Origin of the sequence: Rhizohabitans arisaemae, assembly GCF_025996515.1 — a bacterium.
Lineage (GTDB): Bacteria > Actinomycetota > Actinomycetes > Streptosporangiales > Streptosporangiaceae > Rhizohabitans > Rhizohabitans arisaemae.
The window spans coordinates 252,868-271,668 of sequence record NZ_BLRH01000034.1 but is presented as its reverse complement, the minus strand read 5'-3'; the positions used below and the strand labels follow the sequence as shown (position 1 = coordinate 271,668).

Annotated in this window: 20 protein-coding genes; 9 read left to right on the top strand and 11 right to left on the bottom strand. The window is 70.7% G+C overall.

All coding sequences use genetic code 11. The features are described from left to right. Positions 1-5 precede the first annotated feature (5 nt). From RUR_RS16635 to RUR_RS16615, 5 genes are all read right to left on the bottom strand, one after another. Positions 6-902, bottom strand: a complete 897-nt coding sequence (locus tag RUR_RS16635) for an ABC transporter permease (protein ID WP_283135975.1) — start codon at positions 900-902, stop codon at positions 6-8. Beyond that, entirely contained in the window at positions 892-1,848 is a 957-nt protein-coding gene (locus RUR_RS16630; RefSeq protein ID WP_283135974.1) for an ABC transporter permease, read from the bottom strand. Before RUR_RS16630 ends, RUR_RS16635 begins: the two co-directional genes overlap by 11 nt. Beyond that, positions 1,845-3,482 (bottom strand): ABC transporter substrate-binding protein, encoded by a 1,638-nt coding sequence (locus RUR_RS16625; protein WP_283135973.1) that lies wholly within the window; start codon positions 3,480-3,482, stop codon positions 1,845-1,847. Before RUR_RS16625 ends, RUR_RS16630 begins: the two co-directional genes overlap by 4 nt. A gap of 50 nt (positions 3,483-3,532) precedes the next feature. Continuing rightward, entirely contained in the window at positions 3,533-4,441 is a 909-nt protein-coding gene (locus tag RUR_RS16620) for a dimethylarginine dimethylaminohydrolase family protein (RefSeq protein WP_283135972.1), read from the bottom strand. 124 nt (positions 4,442-4,565) lie between these two features. Then, positions 4,566-5,798, bottom strand: a complete 1,233-nt coding sequence (locus RUR_RS16615; protein WP_283135971.1) for a M20 metallopeptidase family protein — start codon at positions 5,796-5,798, stop codon at positions 4,566-4,568. Positions 5,799-6,165: 367 nt separating this feature from the next. On the opposite strand from RUR_RS16615, the gene RUR_RS16610 reads away from it, so the two are divergent. Next, positions 6,166-6,333: a nuclear transport factor 2 family protein gene (locus tag RUR_RS16610; RefSeq protein ID WP_283135970.1), complete on the top strand. Its 168-nt coding sequence runs from the start codon at positions 6,166-6,168 to the stop codon at positions 6,331-6,333. A gap of 182 nt (positions 6,334-6,515) precedes the next feature. Here the strand turns inward: RUR_RS16610 and RUR_RS16605 are convergent, their stop codons facing one another. After that, complete coding sequence (locus RUR_RS16605) at positions 6,516-7,415, bottom strand: LysR substrate-binding domain-containing protein (protein ID WP_283135969.1); 900 nt, start codon at positions 7,413-7,415, stop codon at positions 6,516-6,518. A 99-nt stretch (positions 7,416-7,514) separates the two neighbouring features. Between RUR_RS16605 and RUR_RS16600 the strand changes: the two genes are divergently transcribed. The 4 genes from RUR_RS16600 to RUR_RS16585 all read left to right on the top strand — a co-directional run bounded on the left by RUR_RS16600 (position 7,515) and on the right by RUR_RS16585 (position 10,857). After that, complete coding sequence (locus tag RUR_RS16600) at positions 7,515-8,693, top strand: acyl-CoA dehydrogenase family protein (protein ID WP_283135968.1); 1,179 nt, start codon at positions 7,515-7,517, stop codon at positions 8,691-8,693. Positions 8,694-8,760: 67 nt separating this feature from the next. Next, a complete protein-coding gene (locus tag RUR_RS16595; protein ID WP_283135967.1) occupies positions 8,761-9,621 on the top strand; it encodes a 3-hydroxyacyl-CoA dehydrogenase family protein in 861 nt (286 codons plus the stop codon). 144 nt (positions 9,622-9,765) lie between these two features. Further along, positions 9,766-9,942 carry a hypothetical protein gene (locus tag RUR_RS16590; RefSeq protein WP_283135966.1) on the top strand — a complete coding sequence of 59 codons (177 nt, stop codon included), beginning with the start codon at positions 9,766-9,768 and terminating at the stop codon, positions 9,940-9,942. Between the two features lie 168 nt (positions 9,943-10,110). Next, entirely contained in the window at positions 10,111-10,857 is a 747-nt protein-coding gene (locus RUR_RS16585; protein WP_283135965.1) for a class I SAM-dependent methyltransferase, read from the top strand. A 142-nt stretch (positions 10,858-10,999) separates the two neighbouring features. Here RUR_RS16585 and RUR_RS16580 read toward each other — a convergent pair whose 3' ends face one another. Both RUR_RS16580 and RUR_RS16575 read right to left on the bottom strand, forming a co-directional pair. After that, positions 11,000-11,752: an SDR family NAD(P)-dependent oxidoreductase gene (locus RUR_RS16580; RefSeq protein WP_283135964.1), complete on the bottom strand. Its 753-nt coding sequence runs from the start codon at positions 11,750-11,752 to the stop codon at positions 11,000-11,002. Positions 11,753-11,778: 26 nt separating this feature from the next. Continuing rightward, positions 11,779-12,648, bottom strand: a complete 870-nt coding sequence (locus RUR_RS16575) for a helix-turn-helix transcriptional regulator (RefSeq protein WP_283135963.1) — start codon at positions 12,646-12,648, stop codon at positions 11,779-11,781. A 192-nt stretch (positions 12,649-12,840) separates the two neighbouring features. Here RUR_RS16575 and RUR_RS16570 point away from each other — a divergent pair, with 192 nt between their 5' ends. Beyond that, positions 12,841-14,001, top strand: coding sequence for a hypothetical protein (locus RUR_RS16570; RefSeq protein ID WP_283135962.1), 1,161 nt, complete (start codon positions 12,841-12,843; stop codon positions 13,999-14,001). Between the two features lie 301 nt (positions 14,002-14,302). Here RUR_RS16570 and RUR_RS16565 read toward each other — a convergent pair whose 3' ends face one another. Next, positions 14,303-15,184, bottom strand: coding sequence for an alpha/beta fold hydrolase (locus RUR_RS16565; protein ID WP_283135961.1), 882 nt, complete (start codon positions 15,182-15,184; stop codon positions 14,303-14,305). 85 nt (positions 15,185-15,269) lie between these two features. On the opposite strand from RUR_RS16565, the gene RUR_RS16560 reads away from it, so the two are divergent. Then, on the top strand, positions 15,270-15,833 hold the full coding sequence (locus RUR_RS16560) for a CGNR zinc finger domain-containing protein (RefSeq protein ID WP_283135960.1): 564 nt from the start codon (positions 15,270-15,272) through the stop codon (positions 15,831-15,833). Between the two features lie 386 nt (positions 15,834-16,219). Here RUR_RS16560 and RUR_RS16555 read toward each other — a convergent pair whose 3' ends face one another. Both RUR_RS16555 and RUR_RS16550 read right to left on the bottom strand, forming a co-directional pair. Further along, on the bottom strand, positions 16,220-16,747 hold the full coding sequence (locus RUR_RS16555; RefSeq protein WP_283135959.1) for a hypothetical protein: 528 nt from the start codon (positions 16,745-16,747) through the stop codon (positions 16,220-16,222). A gap of 276 nt (positions 16,748-17,023) precedes the next feature. Then, positions 17,024-17,623: a CGNR zinc finger domain-containing protein gene (locus RUR_RS16550; RefSeq protein WP_283135958.1), complete on the bottom strand. Its 600-nt coding sequence runs from the start codon at positions 17,621-17,623 to the stop codon at positions 17,024-17,026. Positions 17,624-17,717: 94 nt separating this feature from the next. Here RUR_RS16550 and RUR_RS16545 point away from each other — a divergent pair, with 94 nt between their 5' ends. Both RUR_RS16545 and RUR_RS16540 read left to right on the top strand, forming a co-directional pair. Then, positions 17,718-18,455, top strand: a complete 738-nt coding sequence (locus RUR_RS16545) for a metallophosphoesterase (protein ID WP_283135957.1) — start codon at positions 17,718-17,720, stop codon at positions 18,453-18,455. A 4-nt stretch (positions 18,456-18,459) separates the two neighbouring features. Then, positions 18,460-18,774, top strand: coding sequence for a LysE family translocator (locus RUR_RS16540; protein WP_283135956.1), 315 nt, complete (start codon positions 18,460-18,462; stop codon positions 18,772-18,774). Positions 18,775-18,801: the final 27 nt, after the last annotated feature.

The following is an 18,801-nucleotide window of genomic DNA, read 5'->3' as shown; positions in this document are numbered from 1 at the left end:
GTCGTTCACCGTGTTTCCACCAGGCGCGAGCGCAACGTGTCGGCCAGGCCGTTGAGCGCGAGCACCGTGGCGAACAGCACCGCGACCGGGACAAGGAGGACGTGCGGGGCCTCGGCGAGCCCGTCCCGCGCGGCCGTGATCATCCCACCCCAGGTCGGGGTGGGCGGGGGGATGCTCAGTCCGAGGAAGCTCAGCGCTCCCTCGATCACGATCACCGCGGACGCCGCCAGTACGGCGTAGGCCAGCAGGTGCGGCACGACGGCGGGCACGATCTCCCGGAACACGATCCGGATCCGGCTCGCGCCCAGCACCCTGGCCGCCACCACGTACTCCCGGGTGCTCGTCGCCATCGTGTGCGTGCGGACCAGCCTCGCGGCGGGAGGCACGAACAGCAGCCCGAGGATGACGGCGAGGATGACCGGAGACCGGCCGAGGAACGCCGTGACGGCCATCGCGAGGATCAGCGGTGGGAACGAGACCAGCACGTCGAGCAGCCATTGCCCGACCTCGTCGACCGTGCCGCGGAGAAACCCGGTCAGCAGCCCGATGATCCCCCCGACCAGCATCGCCACCGCCACGGCGCCGGCGGCGATCGGCAGGCTGACGCGGGCCGCGTACACGACGCGGGACAGCACGTCGCGTCCGATCTCGTCGGTGCCGAGCGGGTGCGCGGAGCTGGGCGGTTCGTAGGGCAGGGACGTCATGCGCGACGGGTCGCCGATGAACGGGAGCGCGTCCCCGAGCAGCGCGAGCACGCTCAGCCCGGCGAGCCAGCCGAGCGCGACCAGCGCGCCGGGCCCAAGGCCCCGGCCGGCGCCCCGGCGGGCAGGGGTGCCCGCCGGGGCCGGATCCGGCGACGTCACGGTTGTCGCGGCACTCGGCGTGCCCTGCTCAACCGGCATGATGGCTCCTGATCCTCGGGTCCAGCCAACGCACCACGACGTCGGCGAACAGGTTCAGCATGACGAACACGACGGCCACGGCCAGCACGGCTCCCTGCAGGACCAGCAGATCGCGGGCCGCGATCGCGTCCACCATCAGCCGCCCGACGCCCGGCAGCGCGTACAGCGTCTCCACCACGACCGCGCCGCCGATCAGCTCACCGGTGGTGATCGGTACGAGGCTGGCCAGGGACAGGGATGCCGGTTTGAGGGTGTGCCGCAGCAGGATCGCCCTGGTGGGCAGCCCCTTCAGGACGGCCGTCTCGATGTAGTCCTCGGCCAGCACGGTGCGCGCCTCGCCGCGGAGGATCTGCGCGTACATCGCGAACTGCCAGCCGGCGAGGCTGAGCACCGGCAGGATGAGCCCCTGCACGTGGCCCAGCGGATCGTCCCCGAAGCTCGGGATCCCGGTGGCGGGCAGCCATTTCAGCGTCACCGCGAACACGTAGACGAGCAGGCTCCCCAGGGCGAACATCGGCAGCGACAGCAGACCGAGCCCGCCGACGCTGCAGATCCGGTCGACGATGCCGCCCGGCCGCCGCGCGCTCCACAAGCCGACGGGCACGGCCACCGCGAGGGCGACGATCTGGCTGACCAGCACCAGCTCGATCGAGAGCGGGAACCGGTCGGCCAGACTCGTCACGACGGGCTGGCCGGTCTGGTAGGAGGTGCCCAGGTCACCGCCGAGCGCGCTGAGCAGCCAGTCCCCGTATCGGACGATCAGCGGCCGGTCCAGGCCCAGCGAGGCGCGGACTTCGGCGACCGCGGCATCGGTGGCCCCCGGGCCGAGCAGCGCCAGCGCCGGGTCGCCCGGCATCACCGCCAGGAGCCCGAAGGTGACGATCGAGATCGCGCCGAGTACGAGCAGCAGGCGGGCTGCGCGGCGCATGACCGAGGCGAGGGTCATCGCTTGCGGCTGGCGTATGTCAACCAGTGGTCGCCCAGGACGAGTCCCGCCTGGCCACCACCGGGAATCTGCAGGTTCAGGCCGACGACGTCGGGCTTGGCGGCGACCGCCCACACGGTCCAGTTGACCCACAGGTAGTTGACCTGGTCACCAAGCCTGCGGTTGAGCTGCTCGGCCGACGCCTTCCGCTGGGCGGGGTCGGTGGAACTGCGGATCACGTCCAGCGCGGCGTCCACCTGGGGGTCGGAGATGTTTCCGACCGGTGAGGCTCCGCTGGAGTGCCACCACCGCCGCTGGAGGTCGGGGTCGGCGCCCCCGAACAGCCGGGCGTCGGTCATGTCGTAGTCGCCGCGGCGGTCGCGCTCCAGGAAGGCGTTGAACTCGACCTGTTCGAGCGCCACGTCGACTCCCACCTCCTTCCACATCTGCTGAACCACCTGAGCGGTCTTGGCGTGGGTGGGCGATTGGGGGATCATCAGCTTCAGCGAGATCGGACCGTTGGCCGCCTCGTACTTCTCGATGATCGCCCGCGCGGCGGCGGGGTCGTACCCGGGATAGCCGGTGTTGTCCAGGTAACCGGGCGTGCCCGGAGGGAAAGGCCCGTTGGCGACCCGGGTGACCCCCCGGTTGCGGGTCCTCCCGATCGCGTCCCGGTCGAGGGCCATCGCCAGCGCACGCCGTACGTTCACGTCGTTCATCGGCGCGCGCTTCACGTTCAGCTGGAAGTAGTTGCTTTCGCCGAACAGCTCCGACTCCACCAGCCGGACGGACGTGTCGCCACGGAGCTTGGCGATCTGGTCGGCCGAGTCGGTGTGCATGACGTCGATGTCACCGGCCCGCAGGGCGGCGACCCGGGACTCCACGTCCGGGTTGGGCCGGAACACGACGCGGTCCAGGTAGGGCAGCCCCTTCTGCCAGTACTCGGCGTTTCGCTCCACCGTGAGGTGGTCGGCGGCCTTCCACTCCACGAAGCGGAACGGGCCGGTGCCGACCGGGTTGTGCGCGCCGTTCTTGGCGGCCAGCATCGAGGGCGCCATGATGTAGCCGATCGGCGTCGACAGCCAGACGTTGAACGCCGACGACGGCCCCTTCATCTTGACGCGCACACTCATCGGTCCGTCGGCGGTCACCGAGGCGACCGGGGCGAGCGCGGCGGTGTTGAGCGGGGAGGTCCGCTGCTTCTCGAGGTTGGTCACGACCGCCGCGGCGTCGAGGGGCGTGCCGTCGTGGAACCGGATACCGGGCCGGACCTTGATCGTCCACTCGGTACGGTCCGCGTTCGGCTCGACGGACTCGGCGAGGTACGGCCGCACCGTCCCGCCCGAGTCCACGACGGTCAGGGGGTCGTAGATCGTCTTGGCGATGGTCCGGCAGGCGGGGCCGCAGTACCACTTGGAGGTGTCGAGTCCGGCTGAGACGTCGGCCTCCAGGCCGTAGACGAGCTGACCGCCGCGCACCGGGTCGGCGACCTTGACGGTGTCGAGGCCGGTGCGAAACTCCCGGGCCGCACCGGGTGAGCCGGTTGCGCCCGTCGCGCCGGGGGCGCCCCCGGGTTCGGCGCCCCCGGCGCCGCAGCCGGTGACGGCCAGGGTGAGGACGCCCAGCAGGGCGCTGAGTCGATGGATCCGCGCCATGAGCGCTCCTTGAGTTCGGTCGGTATCAGGGGGGTAGGGGGCTCCGCCGGTCAGCCTCGGCGCAGGGGCAGCGTCGCGCAGCGGTATGCGCCGGGGAAGCGAGCGATCTCGGAGAAGTCGACGGGAACAGGGGTGATGCCGCGCCGGGCGAGCTCGGCCGCGACGCGGTCGCTCGTCTCGCGCAGCACCACCGTGGTCGGATCGAGCGCCAAGGTGTTGACGGCGAGGTCACGGGCCTCGTCCGCGGTCACCTCGATGAGCTCGAAACGCTCCTGGAGCGCGGTGAGAGAGGAGGCGGTGAAGGATTCGGCGTGGATGAGTCCGATCTCCCGCCCCACCATGGTGAACTTCGTGTCGAGGTGCACGATCCCTCGGTGGGTGAATTCGAGGGGGACCACCGGCCGGTCGACGCCCGCGGTGTCGAGCGCCCGCCGGAGCGCCTCGACCGCGTGCAGGTCGGTCTCCTCTCCGAGGCCGACCAGCACCTCCGATCCGGTGACGATGACGTCGCCCCCCTCGATCCGGCCCTCGTCGAGGGTCACGACGCCGGAGATCCGCGGAAGCAACCGGTCGAGACCGCGCTGCTCCCGCCGGCGGACCGCGGTGCGGGAACGTGCCATGACCAGTACGTGGTCGACGGCGAACGCCAGGTCCCGCGGATAGAGCTGGATGCTCACGTCCGCCACGGGGTCGACGGTGTGCACGATGACCCCGTGATCGCGCAGCAGGGCGACGAAGGCCGCGTGTTCCTCGGTCGCCACAGCCGCGTCGGGGATCTCCACGCGGTTGTGCTTCAGCAGGGCGAGCGTCGCCTCGCGGTCGTCGCTCGGATCGCCCTCCGCGGCGAGCGACTCCCAGGTGAACGCCTTGACCGGGCCCACGACGACCTCCCGCAGGCGGTCGACGTCGCTGGGGATGCTCACCTCGACGGCCGGACCGTCGACGGCTGTATCAGGCAAGGCAGCGCTCCTTGGGGTAGGGCAGGCCAGGACGGAATGTCTGCCTGCGGCGGCGATGTGCCTCGGAAGCGATTCGCTTGGCAACGGGAGGCTGGACACATTATTGGACGCACGTCCGAAAACGTCAAGGGTTCCCATAACGGTCGATTGCACCCTGCCATCCGAGGGCCACCGCGGTATGGACGGCGATGCCGGCGGCCATCGCCCCCTCGTCCAGAACCATCCGCCCGGAGTGGTTGGGAGCCGCCTCGGCCCCGGAGACCCCGGCGGGCCGCGTGCCGAGGAACGCCATCGCCCCCTCGACCCGGTCGAGGATCAGCCCCCAGTCCTCGCCGCCCATCACCGGGTGCGGCATCGTGACGACCCGCTCCGGACCGAGCAGCGCGGCCACGGTGCCGAGCACGTGGTGCGTCGCCGCGGCGCCGTTCACCGTGACCGGGCTGCCCCGCGTGATGTCGACCTCGACGGTGACCCCGTGTGCGGCCGCGACGCCCTCGGCCACCGTGAGCACGGCCCGGCCGACGGTGTCACGGGTCTGGGCGGAAACCGTCCGGATCGTTCCCCACGCCGTCGCGGTCTCGGGGATGACGGTGCCCGCGGTGCCCGCGCTCAGCCGACCCACGGTGATCACCGCCGGGTCGAACACGTCGATCCGCCGGGTGACCATCGTCTGCAGCGCCGTCACCAGCGCGGCCAGGGCCGGGATCGGGTCGCGCGCCTGGTGCGGCATGGACGCGTGCCCGCCCAGTCCGCGAACCGTGATCCGGAACTCGTCCACCGCGGCCATCAGCGCACCCGCCCGGGTCGCGACCGTCCCGGCGCGCATGACGGGCGCCTGGTGCAGCGCGAAGGCGAGCGACACCGGCTCCGCCCCCTCCGCCGCCGTGTTCAGCAGGTCCTCGTCGAGCATCACCTGCGCGCCGCCGTGCCCCTCCTCGCCCGGCTGGAACGCGAACACCACCCGGCCCCGGACGGCGGCACGGCGCCGAGCCAGTACGGCGGCCGCGCCGGCGAGCATGGCGACGTGCGCGTCGTGCCCGCACGCGTGCATGGCGCCGTCGACGACGCTGGCGAACTCAAGGCCCGTCTCCTCCTGTATCGGCAGTGCGTCCATGTCGGCGCGGAGAAGGACGGTCGGGCCTGGCAGGTCGCCGTCGAGGACGGCGACGACGGAGGACACGCCGCGGCCCGGCGTGATCGAGAGCGGAAGCCCGTCGAGGGCGTCAAGCACGGCCTGCTGGGTTGCCGGCAGATGAAGGCCCAGCTCAGGGTGGCGATGGATCCTGCGGCGCAGCGCAACCGCCTCGGCGAGCCGCTCACCCGCGTCCTCCAGGAGACCGTTCGGCATATCCGACATGTCTGACTCCTTCCTTGTCTTCGCGGCTATTATTGTTCACGTGTCCAAAAAAAATAGTGGGGCGGGCCGGCAACCGCCGGAACGGGGGAACGGCACATGACCGAGCTCGATGAGATCGAGGGTGAGATCCGAGCCCTGCACCGCGGCTGGATCAAAGCCGACGAGGTCGGTGACACCGCGTGGCTACGCGCCCACGTCGCGCCGGGCGACGCACTGTCTTCTTCCACCACAACGGGAGCAACTACGCCGGCGTCGACAGCGCGGTGCAGTTGTGGGAACACCTGCGGAACTCCGCGCTGAGCTCACCCCACCCGCCGAAGCGGGTTGTCCTTGAAGATCGGGATGTCCGGGTTTTCCCAGGGCGGAGATGCCGATCGTCAGCTATCCGGCCTGGTTCGAGGCCGATTTCGGTGCCGCGGGCACGGAGCCGACGGGCTCCCGGGGAACCGAGGTGTGGGTCCGGCTGGACGGCGCGTGGAAGCACGTCCACCTGCATTGCTCCGTGCACACGCCGGGCGTGAACCCGGGGAGCTGAGTGGGCGTGGCACGGCGGGGACCCATGGGACGGGTGCACGCGGAGTGATCGGCCACCGCCTTCCGCCGCAGCTACCGGGTCTTCGGCTCCGGCATGCCGCCGCCGGCCGTACCGGCCGATCGTCCAAGCCCCTCGGTCGTCCTGCCGCCGCCGACGGGCGCCCGCCCGGATGAAGAGCCGGGCTAACCGGCCGCCGCGTCGTCGAGGCCGAGCACCTCGTCCAGCACCGCCCTGAGCGCGGGACTCCTGTCGTCGCGCCGCCACGCCGCCCTCAGGTCCACATCCGGCGGCGACTCGTCGAGCGGCACGAACACGACGTGCGGATCGATCACGTTCCGGGCCACCGAGGCCAGTGTCAGGTGACACCCGACCTCGGCGCCGACGAGAGCAAGCGCCGTCTGGGTGTCCGGCGCCACCTGCACGACCTCGGCGACGAAGCCGTGCGTGTGGGCGAGACGCCGCAGACGATCGGGGAGTATGGCGCCCTCGTGCGGCGGAAGCGACACGAAGCCCTCATCGGCGAGCCGCGCGATCGACAGGCGGCGGGAGCCGGCCAGCGGGTGGGTGTCGGGCAGGGCCACGACAAGCGAGTCCGCCATCACCACCTGGGCGGATACCTCCACGGGGATGACGTCCCACCGGCCGAGGGCGAGGTCGGTGGACCCCTGGGCGAGCCGCTTCATCGCGGGCTGGGCGAAGTTCTGGCTGGACAGCTCCAGTTCGACGCCCGGATGCCGCGACCGCACCGCCCGGGCGAGTCTGGCGACGAGCCGGTGGGTGGAGACTCCCGCGAAGGCGATCCGCACGAGTCCGACCACTCCCCTGTCGGCGGACCGTACCGCCGTCTCGGCCCGGCGCAGCGCCTCGACCGCCTCCCTGGCCGGACCCAGGAGCGCCTGTCCGCTGGAGGTGAGGCGCACCGATCGGGTGTTCCGGTCGAACAGGCGCGTCCCGAGCTCACGCTCCAGCTGCTTGATCGTGCGGCTCAACGGCGGCTGGGCGATGTGGAGTCGCTCGGCGGCACGCCCGAAATGGAGCTCCTCGGCCACGGCCAGGAAGGACCGCAACTGCCCGACATCCATGGCGCTCGCCTCCAGGACCACAACAATTGCGCAAACGGTATCACTGAACGACAAATTAGGTATTGGACCGATCATAATCTGAGACCGATAGTGGACGGCATGCACACCGCCAACCCCGACGTGCCCGACGACGTCTTCGCGGACGTCCTCAGGCAGATCACCGACTTCGTGCGGAAGTCCGTCCTGCCCCGCGAGCTGGAGATCGAGACCACCGACGCCGTCCCCGCCGACCTGCGCGCCCTGGCCGCGGAGATGGGCCTGTTCGGCTACGCGATCCCGCAGGAGTGGGGCGGGCTGGGCCTCGATCTCGTCCAGGACGTCGAAGTCGCCATGGAGCTGGGCTACACCTCCCTGGCGTTCCGTTCCATGTTCGGGACCAACAACGGGATCGCCGGCCAGGTGCTTGTCGGGTTCGGCACGAAGGAGCAGCAGGCACGGTGGCTGCCCGGGATGGCCGCCGGCGACGTGGTCGCCTCCTTCGCGCTCACCGAGGCCGGCGCGGGTTCCAACCCCGCCGGTCTGCGGACCACCGCGACCCGCGACGGCGACGGCTGGGTCATCGACGGGAGCAAGCAGTTCATCACCAACGCCCCCCAAGCGGACCTGTTCCTCGTCTTCGCCCGTACCCAGCCCGCATCCGGCTCGGGAACCGGCATCGCGGTCTTCCTCGTCCCGGCCACGGCCCCCGGGGTCGAGGTCGGGACGAAGGACGCCAAGATGGGCCAGCAGGGCTCGCATACGGCCGACGTCACCTTCTCGCAGGTGCGCGTCGGCCCCGAGGCGCTGGTGGGCGGCGACGGCGACATCGGCTACCGCGCGGCGATGACCTCGCTGGCCCGCGGCCGCATCAACGTGGCCGCGCTCGCCGTGGGGTGCGCCCGGAGGGCGCTCGACGAGTCGGTCGCCTATGCCGCGTCGGCGACGCAGGGAGGGACGCCCATCGGTGACTTCCAGCTCGTGCAGGCGATGATCGCCGACCAGCAGACCGGGGTGCTCGCCGGCCGGGCACTCGTCCGCGACGCCGCCCGGCTGTACGTCAGCGGCGAGGACCGGCGCATCGCCCCCTCGGCCGCCAAGCTCTACTGCACCGAGATGGCCGGCAAGGCGGCCGACCTCGCGGTCCAGGTGCACGGCGGGATGGGATACATGCGCGAAGTGCCCGTCGAGCGACTGTACCGGGACGTCCGCCTGCTGCGCCTCTACGAGGGCACCAGCGAGATCCAGCGCCTCATCATCGGCGGCGGTCTGATCAGGTCGGCCCGAAGGAAGGCGCAATGAGCCCGCCCCCCGGCGGCATCGCCGTACCGGCCGAGCGCTTCCGTCCCGATGAGGATAGGAGGAGGCCGTGAGCACCCCTGCCGTACCGGATACGGTCTGCGTGATCGGTGGCGGGCGGATGGGCGCCGGGATCGCCCAGGTCTTCGCGGCGCGCGGCGCCGAGGTGTCGGTGGTGGAGAGCGACGGGAACGCGATCGCCGCGGCACGTGCGAGACTCACCGCCGGTCTCGCGAAGGCGGCCGAACGGGGCGCGCTGGACACCGACCCCGGGACGATCCTGGCCCGGGTCGCGGTGGTGAGCGACCTCGCCGCCCTTCCCCCGCACGCCGACCTCGTGGTCGAGGCGGTGCCGGAGCGGCCCGAGCTCAAGGTGAACGTCCTGGCGAAGGCCGAGTCCGTGGTCGGTGATCAGGCGGTGCTGGCCACCAACACCAGTTCGATCTCGGTGGGCGAGCTCGGTACGGCGCTGCGCCGTCCGAACCGTTTCCTCGGCATGCACTTCTTCAACCCGGTCCCCACGTCGAAACTGGTCGAGGTGGTCACCACACCGGACACGGATCCGTCGGTGATCCAGCGTGCACAGGAATGGGTGCGCGGCCTCGGCAAGATCGACGTCACCGTTCGCGACTCGCCGGGTTTCGCCACGAGCCGGCTCGGTGTCCTGCTCGGCCTGGAGGCGATCCGCATGCTCCAGGAGGGCGTCGCCGACGCCGCGGCCATCGACACCGCCATGGAGCAGGGCTACCGCCACCCGATGGGCCCGCTGCGCTCCACCGACCTGGTCGGCCTCGACGTACGGCTGGCCATCGCCGACTACCTGCACACCAGACTCGGGGACCGGTTCGCGCCGCCGCGGCTGCTCCGCGACATGGTCGCCCGGGGCGAACTCGGCCGCAAGACGGGCCGCGGTTTCTACGACTGGAGCTGACCCGACTCCAAGCCCCCGAGCATTGCGACGACCACCGAGAATCAAGGGTATTCGTGTGGGGCTCTGAGCGGCGTGCCCACCGAGAGCAGAAGGGGCGGCGTTTGAGTACCACCGCACGCGGATCCGGGCGACAAGCTGTGCGAGGTGGCCGATGCCGGCAAACCGACCGAACGGTCGGCGGCCGACATCGTGCATGCCGAGCGGCAGTCCGATCGGGTCCGCGAGGGCATGCTCAAACAGCGCCGGGCCGAGCGCATCGAGCCGCCGGCATCCGCGCGGGATGGTGCACTCGGCGCACTCTCCAGGTCAAGCCTTGGCTGATCACGTGGCGGCCGTCAACACCCTTCTGCAGCAAACCAGCAGCGGAGCAGGGGTGACTCTCCCCCATGGCCGATCAACATGATGAAATGGCGATCAAGCGGTATCCCGCGCTGTGACACGCCACCCAGGCCACAGCCACGGTGCGGGGACGACCGGAAGGGCGATGCAATGTCCGGCGCACAGTTGTACGACACCATCGGAGCCGCCTACACCGTGACACGGCGCACCGAACCGCGCATCGCCGCACAGATCTGGGCCGCGCTCGGCGATGCCCGGACCGTGCTGAACGTCGGGGCGGGCACCGGGTCCTACGAGCCTTCCGACCGCCACGTCCTCGCGGTGGAGCCGTCGGCGCTCATGCGTTCGCAGCGCCCTCCGGACGCGGCGCCGTGCCTGGTCGGATCCGCCGAGCACCTGCCGTTCGACGACCAGACCTTCGACGCCGCGATGGCGGTCTCCTCCGTCCACCACTGGCGGGACCCGATCGCCGGCCTGCGCGAGATGCGGCGGGTCGCCCGCCGCGTGGTGGTGTTCACGCACGACACCACTGCCACCGGATGGCTTCATCGGTTCTGGCTTACCCGCGACCACCTGCCCGAGGTCGCCGGCCTCCTTGCCGGCCGACCTTCGGTGACCGAGCTGGCCGGCGCGATCGGAGCCCGGATGGAGCCCGTGCCCGTCCCGTGGGACTGCGCCGACGGCTTCTTCGAAGCCCACTGGCGCCGACCGGAGGCGTATCTGGAGGAGAACGTCCGTCGCGGGGTGTCGGTCTGGGCCAGAGTGGGGCCGGACGCCGAGCGACGCGCGGTGCACAGCCTCCGGGACGACCTCGCATCCGGTCGGTGGGCCGAACGCAACCGGGACCTCGTCGATCTCGACGCGGCGGAGCTCGGCCTCCGCCTGCTGATCGCCTGACCCGCCATACAACCACCGCCGACGACCCCCTGCGCCGAACTCAGCTGGAACGGCGAGGTGGTCTCCGCCCTCCGCGGCACGCAAACCGGAGGCCGAGCCGTGGAGGGCACCGCACTCGTCTCCCACAGCTGTTGCACGGCTGTCAAAGGCGCAGTCCGAGGGGCGCCGCTCCCACGAGGCCGCCGTCGATGACGAGGTCCTGGCCGGTGATGTACGACGCGTCGTCCGAGGCCAGGAAGGCGACGGCGGCGGCGACGTCGTCCGGGTGGCCGAGCGAGCCGAGCGGCACCTCCGCCGTGATGCGGGTCTCCGCGCCGGGGTCGATGGCGGACCGGTACATCTCGGTCTCGATGTAGCCGGGGCTGACCGAGTTGACACGGATGCCACGCGGCGCCAGGTCGGTGCCGAGCGTGCGGGCCAGATTGTGTACGGCGGCCTTGCTGGCCGCGTAGACCGAGGCCGCCGGGAGGCCGCGGTGCAGGGTCCAGGAAGCATTGATGACGACGGCCCCTCCGTCGCCCATCAGCGGCAGTGCCTTCTGGATCGTGAAGAACACCCCCTTGAAGTTGATTCCGACGGTACGGTCGAAGTCCGTCGGGGTGAACTCCGGCCTGAAGTCCGCGATTCCGGCATTGGCGAAGACCACGTCGAGGGCTCCGCGCCAGGTCTCGATGCGTCGTACGAGAAGATCGGTGTCGGCGTCGACGCCGACGTCCGCGCGCACGGGCAGGACCCGCTCGGACTCCAGGCGTTCCGCCGCGGTGTCGAGGCGGGCCTGGTCGCGGCCGGTGATGACGACGTACGCACCCTCGTCGAGGAGTCTGCGCGCGGTCGCGAAGCCGATGCCGGCGGTGCCGCCGGTGATCAAAACCGTCTTGTTCGTGAATCGTTTCATGACGACGATCCTCGATTGGCGCGAGCCTACGCGGCAGTGTCGGCCGAACCTGGGTCTGACACCACCACCAAGCGCTCCAGCAGGGCCTCCGTATCCGTCCCGGGTGCGGGGAGGTGCAGCGACAGGCGGTGCCCGGGCAGCTCGGGCAACGGCAGGGTGGTGGCCTCGAAGGTCAGCCTCCCCAGGCCGGGAATCTCCAGGGCCTTGCTGCCGTGGGTGGGGCCGCCCACGGGGAGCTCCGCCCAGATCTCGGCGAAAGCGGGGCTCGCGGCGCACAGGTCCGCGGCCAGGCGGCCGAATTCGGGATCGTCCGGGTAGCGGGCGGCGTCCGCCCGGAACAGGCCGATCATCGCGCGCGCCGTGTCGTGCCAGTCCACGACCGCCGCGCGGTAGCGGGCGTTGGTGAAGAAGCTGACCAGGCAGTTGTGGTCGTACTCGTTGCACTGGAACACGATCTCCGCCGCGCGGTTGAGCGCGAGGACGTTCCAGTGCCGGTCGACGACGTACGCGGGCCGCGGCAGCCAGCCCTCCAGCAGCCGCCGCACGGCATCGGGAACCCGGTCCTCGGACGGCGCCGACTGCGGCGGGTTGAGGCCGGCGAGGAGGTGCAGGTGCTCGCGCTCGGCGGGCTCCAGGCGCAGCACCCTGGCGACGGCGTCCAGGACGTCGGCGGAGACGTTGATGTCGCGTCCCTGCTCAAGCCAGGTATACCAGGACACTCCTAAACCGGCGAGCACCGCCACTTCCTCCCGCCGCAGGCCGGGTGTACGGCGGCCCTCGCCTGCCGGCATGCCCACGTCGGCGGGTGTCACCCGGGCTCGCCGCGACCGGAGGAACGCGCGCAGCTCGGAACTGCGCCGCTGCCGCGCATCTGGGGAGAGCCGGGAAATGCCCATAAGGTCATGCTATGTCGTGATTGACGGACCCTGTCGGTACGGCGGCGCCCACGCGTTTCGCTGTCCAGGGGTGCTGACGACCGGGCGGCCTCGTGCGCGAGCGCGCTGTGTCGATCTTATGTCGGGGGCCGCATCTAGAGTGCCGTTGACGATGGCCCGCCCGGACATCGGCCCCAGGACGTGGAGAACGGTATGTACTACTTCGATGCGACAGACGTTCCGGAGACGGACGAATGGACGGCATGGCTCGCCTACGCGGATCTGCTGACCGGCGCGGGCGACCTGCGGGGCGAGACGATCCGGATGGAACACCTCTGCGAGACCGAGACCGAGACCGGGAACCGGGCCCGACTGGCTGCGGCCTACGAACAACTGGAACGGCATCTGGGTCTGGACGGCCTGCGGGAGGACGGCTCCTGGCGGTTCACCTGGGCCCGCGGCTTCATCGACGAGGCCTGCTTCCGCCTCGCCGAAGACACCCGGCCGCGCCGCGGAGAACTGGTGGAGCGGCTCCTGACCGACCACCCGCACGCCGCGACCATCGACCAGGCCGACCCCGAACAGTGGGAAGGCGCCTTGATCGGCGCCCTGCTCTCCCACCCCGCCGCCCACCGGCTGCGCACACTCGAACTGCACCTCACCGACTACCATCACTCCGCCGAGCACTCCGCGATCTCAATTGCCGGACGGCGATTCCCCCGGCTGGAGCGCATGTACTTCGGCTACGGATTCACATACCTGTACGCGCCCAGCGAGACATCGACGGGTGGCCGGATCGATCCGCTGGACTACCATCACAAAGGGCTCGTTCAGGCCGACATGTGGGACTCGCTTCCCGCCCTGCGTTCGCTGGAACTCGAAGGCGCGTTCCTGTTTCACTTCGTGAACCACGACGGTCTGACCCGGCTGCGGGTCCGGGGTCCGGTGATCTCCGACGGCTCCGTTTTCGACCTTGGGTGGACTTCCGGACTGGTGTCCTTGGAGGCGGAGATCGGCAGTGACGTCTTCGGTGTCTCCTGCCCGCTTGAGCAACTCGACGAGCTCGAGGCGTCCCAGTACCCCAGCCTCAGGGACCTCGACCTCAGCAAGGTCGAGTTCGACGCCACCTCGTTTGAGGTGTTTTCCGCACTCGCGGATTCCTCGGTCCTTCCTCAGCTTGAAACCCTGTCCATCAGGGACCTGACGATCGGCCAGGAGGACTGCGAGGGTGAGCCGTTGGCCGCGCTGACCGAACTGGCACCACGATTCGCACATCTCACTCTGCATGTGGACGACGCCGTCGACGTCGAAGGCGCCGACGACGAGGAGGTCGACCGGCTCCTCTCCGCCGCCGACAACCAAGGTGATGGTTGAGTCTCCGTCGGTCCTGAAGCCCACGGCGGTTTTCACGGCATGACTCCGCCGGGCCAGGCCGCAGGTGCGCCCCTACGGCCCCCTCCCCGACCTCTCGCGGTGAAGGCCTGGCCCCCTTGTCGAGGCTTGAGCGCTGTCGGTGAGTGTGTCAGGCGGGGATCAGGTATCGACCGGGTCCGGGACCCGTACGGCACCGGTCAACGGGGCCGGTACGCGCCATCCGGCGGTCTCGTACAGCGCCCTGCCCTCCGGTGTCGCGACCGGTGTGACCGTCGGGGCGCCCTGTTCTGCGGCGGCTTGCTCACCGTGCGTCGTGGATCCGGTCCAGGAAACCGGCGATGAGCGGAGCCATCTCCGGGAGGAACTCCTCCAGTGCGAAGTGGCCGGTGTCGAAGAGGTGCAGCTCCGCCTCGGGCAGGTCGCGCAGGAAGGCGCGGGCGCCGGGCTCGGGGAAGAACGGGTCGTTGCTCCCCCAGACAATGAGGGCGGGCGGGGTGTGCCTGCGCAGCCAGGTCTGCCATCGGTCGTAGCGTTCGACGTTGGAGTGGTAGTCGAACGCCAGCGCCACCTGGGCCTCCCGGCGACCGGGCAGGTCGAGGAAATGCTGGTCGAGGGTCCAGCCATCCGGAGCGATCAGGGCGGGGTCGGTGACCCCGATCTCGTACTGATCGCGTGTGCCCTTCAAGGTGAGCAGATCGCGGATCGTCTCCTCGGCGCCGGGCATGTCGGGGCGCAGCGCGACGAAGTCGCGGGCGCCGTCGGACAGTCCCTCGACGTAGGCGTTGCCGTTCTGGACGATCAGGCCCGCGATCCACTCCGGGTGCCGCTCGGCGAGGCGGAAGCCGACCGGCGCGCCGAAGTCGAACATGTACACGACGAACCGGGTCAGGCCGAGTGCCTGCACGAAACCCTCGGTGATGTCGGCGAGCCGGTCGAAGGAGTAGGCGAAGTCGGGCGGTGCCTCGGTGTGGCCGAAGCCGGGGTAGTCGGGCGCGATCAATCGGTAGCGCGAGCCGAGTACATCGATGAGGCGGCGGAACTGGTGTGAGGCCGAAGGAAAGCCGTGAAGCAGCAGTAGCGTCGGCGCGTCCTCCCGTTCCGGCAGCGACTCGCGGTAGAAGACGCGGACGCCTTCGATGTCGAGGTGGCGGTGAGTGGTGCGGGCGACCGCGGGGATCGACATCTCTAATGCCTTTCTATGTAGAAGATACATTAGATATAGCGGTGGACGGCCTAATGTGTCAACTGCGGAATATAGGATTAGGTAAATGAGCGACATCGGTCCCATGACCGGGGAGCATTTGGCCCTGGACCTCGTCAACACCCGCCCGGCCGTCGGCGACCTGATGGCCACCCCCCATGACCTGCGTGCGTGGCTGGAACTCCAGGCCGACCGTTTCCCCGAGGCGCGTGCCCTCGCCGCCGGGCTGGACAACGCCGGCCTGGCCGCCGTACACGCCGTCCGCAACCACACCGCCCGCGCCCTCGACCGCATCCGCGACGGCAGGCGGCCTCCGGCGGATGACCTGGAAGCCCTCAACGAGGCCCAGCGGGCCGCGCCCGCCATCGCCGAACTCGGCTGGAACGGCGAGGCGGTCACCGCCGTCCGCCGGCGCACCGGTCCGCCCGGAGCGCGGCTGTCGGCTTGGCTGGCCGAGGCGGCGGCCGAACTGCTGACGGACCCGGCCGTCGCCAAGGTCCGCCAATGCGAGGCCGACGACTGCGTGATGCTGTTCCTGCCCGCCCATCCGCGCCGCCGCTGGTGCTCGGCCGCCCGCTGCGGAAACCGAGTCCGTGTCGCCCGCCACTACCGACGCCACAAGTCGGGCTGAGCCTGCCCTCCCCGGCGGGCAGGCGGGTGAGGTCGCCCGCGCCACCCGGACGCCACGGGCGGGCACGGGTCGCCGGAGGCGATCGCCCGGCACCACCGGGTCTTGCTCCCAAGCCGCCTGGTCTGGGCCGTCTGAACCCAAATTGCGGGTTCATTCGGAGGGCTGGAGATCCCCGGGCCGCCGATCGACAACGAGCGGGTCCACCAAAGGTGCGCACCAGAGCGCGGGTGAGGTCCGCGCGGGTCAGGTGCACAGTCGGCAACCGCAGGGAAGCTTCGCCGGGGCGGGGGCGGCGTGCAGCGGACCGGTCATCAGGAAGCCGGGGCCGCCGGCGAGTGGTTGTGACCGGCGCCTAGAGAGAACGCGCGCTGGACACGTCCCCGCCGTCACATGTGCTCCTGCGGGTTCATGGCGGCGAGCCGGGCAGACCACTCGCGTTCGGCGACGCCGAGGCCGTGCTCCAGCGTCTCGACGAACAACGTCCGGCTCACCGATACCACCGTCGACGCCTGCGGACCCGCATCACCGTGCACCCGGCAGGCGAGATGGACCCGGTCCCCGTCGGTGAAGGCGAACGCCAGCACGTAATCCGTGCATTCACCCCAATCCAGGAACCGGCACCTCGCGAGCTCCGCCCCGGCCTCGGATGCCGTTCCTGTATCAGCGTCGTCGCACATCCAGTCCTCGGCAAGGCGAAACGCCTCGAACGGCGAGACGAAGCCCATCGGCGGCGCGGACGGCGTGCGGAAGCGACCGAGCTCGTCCTTGAGCTTCTTGACCAGTAGCGGCGGGTAGAACGCGTTGTCCCACGCGTTCACATGGAGCCCGCCGACGAAGACGTCGACGCACAGCAGCCCTGGGTCTTGTTCGACATGGAACTCCAAAGCGAATCCGGCCCGCGACCCCAACACCACGACAACCCTCCCCAGCACTGGCGCTACGCCTACCACGGCCCAACCCTACTGATCCACTTCCGATACACGGTCTGATGCTGTGACCGACAACGTCCACCGGGGTGGCAAGCGGTGGGATGAGCTGAAGGCGGTGAGGGGCGAGCGAAACCGGTTGCGGGTGCGGCCCGGCACCTGAGACCGTGCGGGTTCCCGCAACCACGACGATGCCCTTCCCGCTGCGGATGCGGGCGCGCCCGCGGCGCCGGGCGGCGGGCGTCGGCGTTGCGCCGGTGCCACTCAGCCGGTGCGGTGGCGGCGGTAGTGGCGGGCGGCGCGTGCCCGGTTGCCGCAGGACGGCTTGCACCACTCCTGGCGTCCGTGGGCCTTGACGAAGTAGCGCACACAGCGCGGGGCGGTGCAGGCACGCAGCAGCTCCCGTTCCGGCCCTGCGAGGAATTCGATCGCCGCCCGCGCCAGGGCGGTGACCAGCCGTACCCGGGGGTCGGGCTCGCTTGGCAGGAGCCGGGCCACAGGTGGCTTCTCGGCGGGCCAGTCGAGCCGCGGGACCACCGGTTCCCGTGCGGCCACGGCGTTGAGGTGGGCGAGGGCCTCGGCCGCGGGTATCAGACGTCCGGCGTCGGCCGGGCTGGGCGGAGCCGGACTCACCGCACGGGCGAACAGCGCCCTGGTGGCCCGCCGTACGGCGACGATCTCGTCCCTGAGCGGCTCGTCGATCGGCATCCCCGCCGGTGGGGCGTGCTCCCCCAGCGGCCCGGCCTGGTCGCGGATCCACTGCGCGGCGCCCTGGACGGTGGCCAGGTCATCGGCCACCCCGCCGTCGCCGTCGTGCCGGATGGTGCTCGCCAGTGCCAGTGCCGATGTCGACCGGCGTTCCACGTGGTCCCCTCTCGCGCTTGATGACCCGCCGGGTTCCAGTCTATGGTTTCTAACGGATAAATCATTTTTTTCCGTTGAATGAAGGGATCGGCCGATGACCCTGCTGCTCGCGCAGATCAGCGACCTGCACCTGGACGGCACCGAGCGGGCCACCCGGCGCGCCGTACGGGTCATGGACCGCCTGCGCGGCCTGCCGCTCGACGCGCTGCTGGTCACGGGCGACATCGCCGACCACGGAAAGGAGGACGAGTACGCGGAGGCGGCCGACATCCTGGCGGCCCCCTTCCCGGTGCTCACCTGCCCGGGCAACCACGACTCCCGCTCCGCCTACCGCAAGGTTCTGCTGGGCGAGGAGCCCCACGACGGGCCGGTCAACCGGGTGCACCACCTGCCCGGCGCCGCCGTCCTGATGTGCGACACCACCATCCCCGGCCGCGACGAGGGCCTGCTCGACGACGAAACCGCCGCCTGGATCGAGGCCACCCTCGCCGCGCTGCCGGCGGACACGCGGGCGCTGCTCGCCTTCCACCAGCCACCGGTGGCCGTGCACCACCCGCTACCCGACCGGATCATGCTCCAGCGGCCCGAGCGGCTGGCCGGCCTGCTCGGCGCGCACCCGGAGGTGGCCGCCGTGCTCACCGGTCACGCCCACACCGCCGCCGCCTCGGTCTTCGCCGGTCGGCTGCTGGTCGTCGCCCCCGCCGTCACCTGGACCCTGCGGCTGCCCTGGGAAGGCGACGGCGTGGCCGACCTCGATCAGCCGCCCGGCGTGGCGTACCACGTGCTCGGCGACGACGGCCGGCTGACCACCCACTTCCGCGTGGTGCCCTGACACCGTGGTGCACCCCTACGCGGTCGCCGGGTTCCTGGTGGCGGTCCTGCCGCTGATCGCCACGCCCGGCGCCGGCCGCACCCTGCTGGTCCAGCACGTCGGCCGCGGCGGGCGCCGACAGGCCGTCCCCGTCATCCTCGGCACCGCCACCGGCCTCTACGCGCACGCCGCCCTCGCCGTCGCAGGACTGTCGGCCGTGGTCATGCACTCCAGCCAGGCGTTCACAGCCGTCAAGCTCGCGGGGGCCGCCTACCTCTCGGGAATGCCGGGTGCTCCGTCGGAGGAGCAGGCGTATGCCGGCCTGCAGTGTGCGGCATAAGCCCCGGCCCGCCAAGAGGGCTGCGGA

What these genes read in the sequence shown, in the direction of transcription:
- RUR_RS16635 (WP_283135975.1), bottom strand. Translation starts at nt 902, where the DNA reads ATGCCGGTTGAGCAGGGCACGCCGAGTGCCGCGACAACCGTGACGTCG.
- RUR_RS16630 (WP_283135974.1), bottom strand. Translation starts at nt 1,848, where the DNA reads ATGACCCTCGCCTCGGTCATGCGCCGCGCAGCCCGCCTGCTGCTCGTA.
- RUR_RS16625 (WP_283135973.1), bottom strand. Translation starts at nt 3,482, where the DNA reads ATGGCGCGGATCCATCGACTCAGCGCCCTGCTGGGCGTCCTCACCCTG.
- RUR_RS16615 (WP_283135971.1), bottom strand. Translation starts at nt 5,798, where the DNA reads ATGTCGGATATGCCGAACGGTCTCCTGGAGGACGCGGGTGAGCGGCTC.
- RUR_RS16610 (WP_283135970.1), top strand. Translation starts at nt 6,166, where the DNA reads ATGCCGATCGTCAGCTATCCGGCCTGGTTCGAGGCCGATTTCGGTGCC.
- RUR_RS16605 (WP_283135969.1), bottom strand. Translation starts at nt 7,415, where the DNA reads ATGGATGTCGGGCAGTTGCGGTCCTTCCTGGCCGTGGCCGAGGAGCTC.
- RUR_RS16600 (WP_283135968.1), top strand. Translation starts at nt 7,515, where the DNA reads ATGCACACCGCCAACCCCGACGTGCCCGACGACGTCTTCGCGGACGTC.
- RUR_RS16585 (WP_283135965.1), top strand. Translation starts at nt 10,111, where the DNA reads ATGTCCGGCGCACAGTTGTACGACACCATCGGAGCCGCCTACACCGTG.
- RUR_RS16580 (WP_283135964.1), bottom strand. Translation starts at nt 11,752, where the DNA reads ATGAAACGATTCACGAACAAGACGGTTTTGATCACCGGCGGCACCGCC.
- RUR_RS16575 (WP_283135963.1), bottom strand. Translation starts at nt 12,648, where the DNA reads ATGGGCATTTCCCGGCTCTCCCCAGATGCGCGGCAGCGGCGCAGTTCC.
- RUR_RS16570 (WP_283135962.1), top strand. Translation starts at nt 12,841, where the DNA reads ATGTACTACTTCGATGCGACAGACGTTCCGGAGACGGACGAATGGACG.
- RUR_RS16565 (WP_283135961.1), bottom strand. Translation starts at nt 15,184, where the DNA reads ATGTCGATCCCCGCGGTCGCCCGCACCACTCACCGCCACCTCGACATC.
- RUR_RS16560 (WP_283135960.1), top strand. Translation starts at nt 15,270, where the DNA reads ATGAGCGACATCGGTCCCATGACCGGGGAGCATTTGGCCCTGGACCTC.
- RUR_RS16545 (WP_283135957.1), top strand. Translation starts at nt 17,718, where the DNA reads ATGACCCTGCTGCTCGCGCAGATCAGCGACCTGCACCTGGACGGCACC.